Annotated in this window: 7 protein-coding genes; 3 read left to right on the forward strand and 4 right to left on the reverse strand. The window is 71.1% G+C overall.

Annotated features, from left to right (window positions below):
• Positions 1-6 precede the first annotated feature (6 nt).
• The 4 genes from RBH18_RS42305 to groES all read right to left on the reverse strand — a co-directional run bounded on the left by RBH18_RS42305 (position 7) and on the right by groES (position 3,467).
• Positions 7-726, reverse strand: coding sequence for a hypothetical protein (locus RBH18_RS42305; protein ID WP_306216158.1), 720 nt, complete (start codon positions 724-726; stop codon positions 7-9).
• Positions 723-1,346, reverse strand: coding sequence for a hypothetical protein (locus tag RBH18_RS42310; RefSeq protein ID WP_306216159.1), 624 nt, complete (start codon positions 1,344-1,346; stop codon positions 723-725). Before RBH18_RS42310 ends, RBH18_RS42305 begins: the two co-directional genes overlap by 4 nt.
• Before the next feature lie 92 nt (positions 1,347-1,438).
• Positions 1,439-3,082, reverse strand: coding sequence for a chaperonin GroEL (groL, locus tag RBH18_RS42315; protein WP_306216160.1), 1,644 nt, complete (start codon positions 3,080-3,082; stop codon positions 1,439-1,441).
• A gap of 70 nt (positions 3,083-3,152) precedes the next feature.
• A complete protein-coding gene (gene groES, locus RBH18_RS42320; RefSeq protein ID WP_084558066.1) occupies positions 3,153-3,467 on the reverse strand; it encodes a co-chaperone GroES in 315 nt (104 codons plus the stop codon).
• Positions 3,468-3,682: 215 nt separating this feature from the next.
• Here groES and RBH18_RS42325 point away from each other — a divergent pair, with 215 nt between their 5' ends.
• The 3 genes from RBH18_RS42325 (at position 3,683) to RBH18_RS42335 (ending at position 6,574) form a co-directional block, all read left to right on the forward strand.
• Positions 3,683-4,849, forward strand: a complete 1,167-nt coding sequence (locus RBH18_RS42325; RefSeq protein WP_306216161.1) for a class I SAM-dependent methyltransferase — start codon at positions 3,683-3,685, stop codon at positions 4,847-4,849.
• A gap of 11 nt (positions 4,850-4,860) precedes the next feature.
• Positions 4,861-5,343, forward strand: coding sequence for a Cys-tRNA(Pro) deacylase (ybaK, locus tag RBH18_RS42330; protein WP_306216162.1), 483 nt, complete (start codon positions 4,861-4,863; stop codon positions 5,341-5,343).
• A gap of 130 nt (positions 5,344-5,473) precedes the next feature.
• The gene (locus tag RBH18_RS42335) at positions 5,474-6,574 is read left to right on the forward strand and encodes a sugar ABC transporter substrate-binding protein (RefSeq protein WP_306216163.1); all 1,101 of its coding nucleotides are present in this window, start codon (positions 5,474-5,476) and stop codon (positions 6,572-6,574) included.
• Positions 6,575-6,677: the final 103 nt, after the last annotated feature.

The raw sequence follows: 6,677 nt of genomic DNA on the forward strand, positions 1-6,677 counted from the left end.
CGACGGTCATCGCCGGCGGCATGGTCGCGGCGAACATCGTGCTCGCGCTGGTCGTCCGCCCGTGCGGTTGGACGTCACGTAGGCGGTGGCGCCGGGAGCCTGCGCGCCCGGCGGAACCACGGGCGCGGGCCCGCTGGGCTCCGGCAGGACGACCGCCTGGCGGGCCGCCGTCACCGCACGGCTGTTCGTGAGGAACCGGCCGCCGAACCCGCCGACCAGGGCCACACCCGCCGCCGCGCCCACGCCCACGAGGAAGTGCCGCCGGGCGTCGAAATTGGCCTCCGAGCCGGACTCCGCGCTGCGCCGGGCGAGCGGCACCAGGAGGTGCAGCGCGAGCGCCGCCGCCCCGCCCGCCACGAGGGACGGCAGGGCCGCCGCGAGCCCCGCGTCGTGCCGGGTGAGGGCGGCGGTCACCCCGATCGCCGTGAAGATCCCGATGCCCAGGTACGCCATCAGCCGCGACCGCAGCGCCGCGAAGCCGACGAGCGCCGCGTACAGCGCGAGCAGGATGCCCGTACCGATGATCAGGGCCGTCTTGTCGTGGGTGCCGAAGACGCTGATGCCGAAGTCCTTGACCGCGGGCGGCACGTTGTCGATCACCGCTCCCCCGACCGCGTAGAGCGGCGAGGAGTCCGGGCCGGTGAACACGGCGACGATCTCGGCGAGGCCGAGCGCCACGGCGGCGGCGGCGAGGCCGGCCAGGGCGGCCCGGACGGGAAGCTTCACACGATCAATGTTCCACGCCGCAGCGGCGGCAATGCCATTACGAGGTCATTAAGGAGCTCGACCGCACAGCGCTCGGTGCGCGGCTCGGGCAGCTTCGGCACGCCCTCGGCGGACAGCTCCCACACGACCCGGCCGGCGTCCAGGCTGTCCAGGGCGGCGTACCACTGCTGCAGCGGCTCCCGCAGCTGCACGTGCTCCGCGAAGGCGCGCGGGGTGCGAGCCTCGCCGCTGTCCCGGCGGCGCTGCAGCGTCTCCGTGTCGGGCAGGCCCACGAGGACGGCGTCCGCGAAGCCGAGCCGGCCGGTGCGGAACGCCTCCCGGGTCACCACCAGCTCGCGGTCGAAGCGGGCGCGCGGGGCGAACCCGAGCGCGGCCATCCCCCACGCGTAGTGCAGCCGCACCGGATCGGTGTCGCAGAAGGCCAGGCCGTCCTGCTGCTCCAGCTCGCGAGCCGCGTCCCAGCGCCGGATGCCCTCCCGGACGATGTGCCGCGCGAGCAGTTGCTCGTCCGACGGCTCCAGCCCGGCGGCGGCGCGTGACTCGCCCACGAACCTGCCGACGTACCGCCGGCACCAGGTGGTCTTCCCGGCGGCGGTGGGTCCCTCCACCACGACGATCATGAGCGCTCCTCTTTCCCGCGCCGATTCTTCCGTACACATGGGAGAAGGGGCGCACCGCGGTGGCGGCGCGCCCCTTCCGTGTTGCGTACGGGTCAGAAGCCCGGGCCGTGCTGGTGACCGTGGCCACCGTGGCTGTGCCCACCGGCCGCGGCGGGCTCCGGCTCGGCCGGCTTCTCGACCACGAGGCTCTCCGTGGTGAGCAGCAGGCCGGCGATCGAGACGGCGTTGGAGACCGCGTTGCGGGTCACCTTGACCGGGTCGATGATGCCGGAGGCGGCGAGGTCGACGTACTCGTCGGTGGCCGCGTTGAGGCCGTGGCCCCAGCCGAGCTCGGCCACCTTGCCCACCACGACGTAGCCGTCGTGGCCGGCGTTCTGCGCGATCCAGCGCAGCGGCTCGACGAGCGCCTTGCGCACGATCGAGACGCCGATGGCCTCCTCGCCCGTGAGGCCGAGGTCGCCGTCGAGCGCGGAGACGGACTGCGCCAGGGCGGCGCCGCCGCCGGGCACGGTGCCCTCCTCGACCGCGGCCTTGGTCGCCGCGATGGCGTCCTCGATGCGGTGCTTGCGCTCCTTCATCTCGACCTCGGTCGCGGCGCCGGCCTGGATGACGGCGATGCCGCCGGAGAGCTTGGCCAGCCGCTCCTGCAGCTTCTCGCGGTCCCAGTCGGAGTCCGAGGCCTCGATCTCCTTGCGGATCTGCGCGACCCGGTCGGCGACGTCGGACTTCTTGCCGCCGCCGTCGACGATGGTCGTGTTCTCCTTGTCGACCACGATGCGCCGGGCGGTGCCCAGCATGTCGACGGTGACCTGGTCGAGCTTGTAGCCGAGCTCGGGGGCGATCAGCTCGCCACCGGTCGCGATCGCGAGGTCCTGCAGGATCGCCTTGCGGCGGTCACCGAAGCCGGGCGCCTTGATCGCGGCGACCTTGAAGGTCTTGCGCAGCGCGTTGACGACCAGCGTGCTCAGCGCCTGGCCCTCGACGTCCTCGGCGACGATGAGCAGCGGCTTGCCGGTCTGGAGCACCTTCTCCAGCAGCGGCAGCAGCTCCTCGACGCTCGAGATCTTCTGCGTGGTGATGAGCAGGTAGGCGTCCTCGAGGACGGCCTCCTGGGCCTCCGCGTCGGTCACGAAGTTCGGCGAGATGAAGCCCTTGTCGAACTGCAGACCCTCGGTGACCACCAGCTCGGTGGAGAGCGCGGAGCCCTCCTCGACGGTGATGACGCCGTCGCGGCCGACCTTGTCCATCGCCTCGGCGATCAGCTCGCCGATGGTGGCGTCCTGGGCCGAGATTGTGGCCACGTTGGCGACCGACTTGTGATCGGCGACCTCGACGGCCTTGCCGAGCAGGGCCTTGGAGACGGCCTCGGCGGCCTGGTCCATGCCCCGCTTGAGGGCGATGGGGTTGGCACCCGCGGTCACGTTGCGCAGGCCCTCGCGGACGAGCGCCTGGGCGAGCACGGTCGCCGTGGTGGTCCCGTCGCCGGCGACGTCGTTGGTCTTGGTCGCCACCTCCTTGACCAGCTGGGCGCCGAGGTTCTCGTACGGGTCGGTGAGCTCGATCTCCTTGGCGATGGTGACGCCGTCGTTGGTGATCGTGGGCGCGCCGAACTTCTTGTCGAGGACGACGTTGCGACCGCGCGGTCCGAGGGTGACCTTGACCGTGTCGGCGAGCGTGTTGACGCCGTGCTCCAGCAGGTGGCGGGCGTCGTCGGAGAAGCTGAGAATCTTCGCCATCTATGGTCCCTTCACGCACCGGCGCCCTGGTCCGGAGGTCGGAACAGGGCGCAGGCGCAGTCGGTAGGTCTTACTTCTCGATGACCGCGAGGACGTCGCGGGCGGAGAGCACCAGGTACTCCTCGCCGGCGTACTTGACCTCGGTGCCGCCGTACTTCGAGTAGAGGACCGTCTCGCCGACCTTGACGTCGATCGGGACGCGGTTGCCCTTGTCGTCGATCCGGCCGGGGCCGACCGCGAGGACGGTGCCCTCCTGGGGCTTCTCCTTGGCGGTGTCGGGGATCACGAGGCCGGAAGCCGTGGTGGTCTCGGCCTCGTTCGCCTGGACCACGATCCGGTCCTCGAGCGGCTTGATCGCAACCTTGGTCGCGGTAGTCACGGGCATACCCTCCTGGGTATCAATCTGCCGGCCAGCGCTGGCCGAGCTCATGCCTCATGCCACCGGGCGGGGCCGTCGTCGCGGGTGCCGGTCCGCCTGGCGCAAGCTCGCGGCCGGTGTGAGCCGCGCGCTGGCACCCTCGGGTTGAGAGTGCTAATCGGAGATTATGCCGGAACTAGCACTCCGTCAACCAGAGTGCCAACACGGCAGAATGACTCCGCGTGAACCTCGAACTGCTCGCCGCCCTGCGCACCCCGGCAGGCCAGGACGCCCTGGCCGCTGCCGCCACGGTGACCGGCCGGGACCCGCTCGCCGCCGCTTCTTCGCTCAGGGCGAAAGGCGTGCCCGCCGACCTCGCCGCGGCCGCACTCACCCAGGCGGACCTGCGGACTCGCGCCGCCGCGAAGTTCGGGGCCGCGGCGGCGGAGATGTTCTTCACGCGCGCCGGGTTCGAGCAGGCGACCCGCGCGGTGGTCGCCGACCGGCGGGCCGCGCGGCTGCGGGCGGCCGGGGTCACGAGCCTCGCGGACCTCGGCTGCGGGCTGGGCTCGGACGCCCTCGCCGCCGCCCGGCAGGGCATCCGCGTGCATGCCGTGGACGCCGACCCGCTGACCGCCGCGATGGCCGCCGCCAACGCCGAGGCCGCCGGGCTCGCCGATCTCGTCGCCGTGGAGTGCGCGGACGCCACCACGGTCGAGGTGGAGAAGTTCGACGCGGTGTTCGCCGACCCGGCCCGGCGCAGGGCGGGACGTGGACGCGTGTTCGACCCGAACGCCTGGTCGCCGTCGTGGGACTTCATCGCCGCGCTGCCGCGGCGGGTGGAGAACACCGTGCTCAAGCTCGCGCCCGGCATCGATCACGCGTTGCTGCCGCCCGGCGCGGAGGGCGAGTGGGTCAGCGTCGACGGGGATCTGGTCGAGGCGGCGTTCTGGTGCGGGCCGCTCGCCGAATTCGCTCGACGCGCAAGCTTGCTGCCCGCCGACGACCAGTTGCACGGTTCGGGCGTCGAGAGCGCACCGGTCGGCCCGGTGGGCGGTTACTTGTACGACCCCGATCCGGCCGTGGTCCGCTCCCACCTGGTCGCGGAGTTCGCTGCCACGGTGGGCGGGCGGCTCGGCGACCCCGAGATCGCCTACGTCTACACCGACGAGCCGGTCGTCACCCCGTACGGGAGAAGGCTGGAGATAACTGACGTCATGCCTTTCTCGCTCAAACGGCTGCGCGCGCTGCTCCGCGAGCGGGGCGTGGGACGCGTCGAGATCCGCAAGCGCGGCTCCGCCCTCGAACCCGCGCAGCTGCGCCGTGACCTGCGCCTGAGTGGGCCGGCAGCGGCAAACATCGTGCTGACGCGGGTGGCGGGGGCGCCGGCCGTACTCCTGTGTCGATAACCTCCGTGATCGTGGCTAAGAAGGCATCAGGCACGCCCGCGACGGTTTTGCTCTCCTCCGCGAAGGTCGCGCACGAGCTGCACCCGTACGACGTCTCGCCCGACGCCCCGAACTACGGCGCCCTGGTCGCCGAGGCGCTCGGGGTCGATCCGGCATCGCTGTTCAAGACGCTCATCGCCGAGGTCGACGGCCGGCTGACCGTGGGCGTCGTCCCGGTCACCGGCGACCTCGACCTGAAGGCGCTCGCGAGCGCGGCGGGCGGCAAGCGCGCGACGCTCGCGGACCGGACGGCGGCCGAGCGCAGCAGCGGGTACGTCCGGGGCGGCATCAGCCCCCTGGGCCAGCGCAAGCGCCTGCCGACCGTGATCGACGACTCGGCCGGCGCCCTGCCCCTGATGTACGTGTCCGCGGGCCGCCGCGGCCTGCAGGTCTCCCTGGCACCGGCCGACTTGATCCGCCTCACGGACGCCAAGCTGGCCCCCATCCGCGCGTAGCCCTTTCGCAAACCCGACCTTTCTCCGCCGAACCACCGATTTCACAACGCAAAGTGACCTAGCGTCACGTTGTGGAGCGAAAGGTGGCCGCGAAGGGTCACCGGCCGGGTTGACCGAGAGGACTCGTGGGATGCGTAAGGGAATGGTCGCACTTGCCGCCGTGGGCCTGATGGCCGCCGGCAGCACGGCTGCCTGCGGTGGCGACGACAGCACGGAGAGCTCGGGCAGCAGCGGCAGCTCGTCGGTGGGCAAGGTGGGCGTGATCCTGCCCGACACCGCCAGCTCGCAGCGCTGGGGCTCGGACGACCCCAAGTTCCTGAAGGCCGCCTTCGACGCGGCCGGCGTGACGGTCGACATCCAGAACGCCCAGGGCGACAAGAGCCAGTTCCAGACCATCGCGGACGGCATGATCTCCAGCGGGGTCAAGGTCCTGATGATCGTCAACCTGGACTCCGGGACCGGCAAGGCCGTGCTCGACAAGGCCAAGGCCGCCGGCATCGCGACCATCGACTACGACCGCCTGACGCTCAACGGCGGCGCGAACTACTACGTCAGCTTCGACAACACCGCGGTCGGCAAGCTCCAGGGCGAGGGCCTCGTCAAGTGCCTGACCGACATGAACGCCGAGAAGCCGGTCGTGGCGGAGCTCAACGGCTCCCCGACCGACAACAACGCGACCCTCTTCAAGGAGGGCTACGACTCGGTCCTCAAGCCGAAGTACGACTCCGGCGACTACGTGAAGGGCCCGGACCAGGACGTGCCGGACTGGGACAACGCCCAGGCCGCCACGATCTTCGAGCAGATGCTCACCCAGAACAGCAAGATCAAGGGCGTGCTGGCCGCGAACGACGGCCTCGGCAACGCGGTGATCTCCGTGCTGAAGAAGCAGAGCCTCAACGGCAAGGTGCCGGTCACCGGTCAGGACGCCACGGTGCAGGGCCTGCAGAACATCCTCGCCGGCGACCAGTGCATGACCGTCTACAAGGCGATCAAGCAGGAGGCCGACGCGGCCGCCGACCTGGCCATCTCGCTGGCCAAGGGCGAGAAGAAGGACGTCACCCAGAGCGTCACGGACCCCGAGTCCAACTCCAGCGTCCCGGCCGTGCTGCTCACGCCGAAGGCCATCTACAAGGACAGCGTCAAGGACGTCGTCGCGGACGGCTTCGTGACCAAGGACCAGCTCTGCACCGGCGACTTCGCCAAGCTCTGCACCGACAACGGCGTCAGCTGAGGTCCGACACCGCTGCTGATCGGCGCCGCCCACGCCCAAGGGCGTGGGCGGCTTTCGTCTAAGGAGAACCATCCGTGGCCGCGACACCTCTGCTGGAGCTGCG

Source organism: Actinoplanes oryzae, assembly GCF_030757795.1.
GTDB lineage: Bacteria > Actinomycetota > Actinomycetes > Mycobacteriales > Micromonosporaceae > Actinoplanes.